Annotated in this window: 1 pseudogene; it reads right to left on the bottom strand. The window is 55.2% G+C overall.

The annotated features are described in order from the left end of the window. Nucleotides 1-120: 120 nt before the first annotated feature. Nucleotides 121-1,101 (bottom strand): annotated as a pseudogene (ltrA, locus tag AB4Y34_RS41580) (group II intron reverse transcriptase/maturase); the annotation flags it as partial. Between the last annotated feature and the right edge of the window lie 235 nt (nucleotides 1,102-1,336).

Here is a 1,336-nt window from a genome sequence, read left to right as displayed (position 1 = left end):
ATGCGTGCGCATGCCCCGCGCGGATCGCGCGGCAAACCGGTAATTCAGCGGGAAATTGCACGCGCAAGTCTCCTGAACGTAGCTTCGGTCGTCATGACGGGGCGCTTTTCAACAGCCTGCTAGGAAATCAAAGCCATCCGAAATGTGCGTAACTCTGGTTTTTTCCTCAGAAAGCGTAAGCCCTCTTTCGGCCAAGAAATCACGCACCAGCGGCCTTACTTCGTTCTCAAGCAGCTCTTTAGAGCGGCCCGTGATCACAAAGTCATCCGCATACCGGACGAAGTACACTTGGAGCTTTTTCGACCTACTGTTGTGGCCGTCAAGCTTGCGCGACCCGTAGCGCTTACCCAACAAGTCTTCAAGCCCATCAAGCACCAAGTTTGCCAGCGTCGGAGAAATAATCCCTCCTTGTGGCGTTCCCGCGTCCGTCGAATACAGCAGCTTCTTGTCGATATATCCCGATCGCAACCACTTCTGGAGCGTCAACTTGTCCGTACAGATGTGCTTCAACATCCAGTCATGGCTAATGTGGTCGAAACAGCCTTTGATGTCACCTTCAAGCACCCACGCAGCCGCCCCTTTCTTGGCGAGGGCTGAAAAGAGCTTGCCAATGGCATCGTGAGCCGACCGTTCCGGCCGGAATCCATAGCTGTCATGGTCCGCCAAAGTCTCCGACACCGGCTCCAATGCAAGCAAATACAACGCTTGCATGGCCCGGTCCTTCATCGTCGGGATCCCCAGCGGCCTCAACTTGCCGTTGGACTTCGGGATGTACATCCGGCGAAGCGGCCTCGGCTTGTAGCCTTGCCGCTTCAACGACAGAGCCCCGTTGACTTTCGCCTCCGGAGTAGACCAGGTGACCCCGTCTACGCCTGCCGTTCTTTTTCCCTGATTTTCAGTGACTCGTCGAACAGCCAAAACTTTCGCCGACAACGAGTGAGTCAGCAACCATTGCAAAGCTTGCACTTTGCGCCAGCGGCGTTCTCGAGTTGCCTTCGCGATACGGACTTGCAGCTTCCTTACCTCCGAATAGCATTTATCCCATGGGATTTCGTGCCAGTCGATAGTAGGAGCCGCATCCGCCAATACAGCAGCAGTCATTTGCTTTACTCCCTAAAGAGAAGTTCCGCGAGTGTTCTCGCGATGGTGACCATGACCAAGTCAGCAGGCTTTCGCCTCAGCGCAGGGGCGCCTATCCGCTCCATTACAGAGTCGGGTCTGAATAATTCGTTTTGGACGGCGCTTGCCCTCACGGCTGGTATTCGACAGCGATTGAGCGGTTGAGCAAAGCGGCCAGAACAGCGGCGTAAAAAAGCCTCAGCTTCCTGAGGATCAT

The sequence above is a fragment of the Paraburkholderia sp. BR10954 genome (assembly GCF_040965775.1).
Taxonomy (GTDB): domain Bacteria; phylum Pseudomonadota; class Gammaproteobacteria; order Burkholderiales; family Burkholderiaceae; genus Paraburkholderia; species Paraburkholderia youngii.
This window is presented reverse-complemented; position numbering and strand designations above follow the sequence as displayed.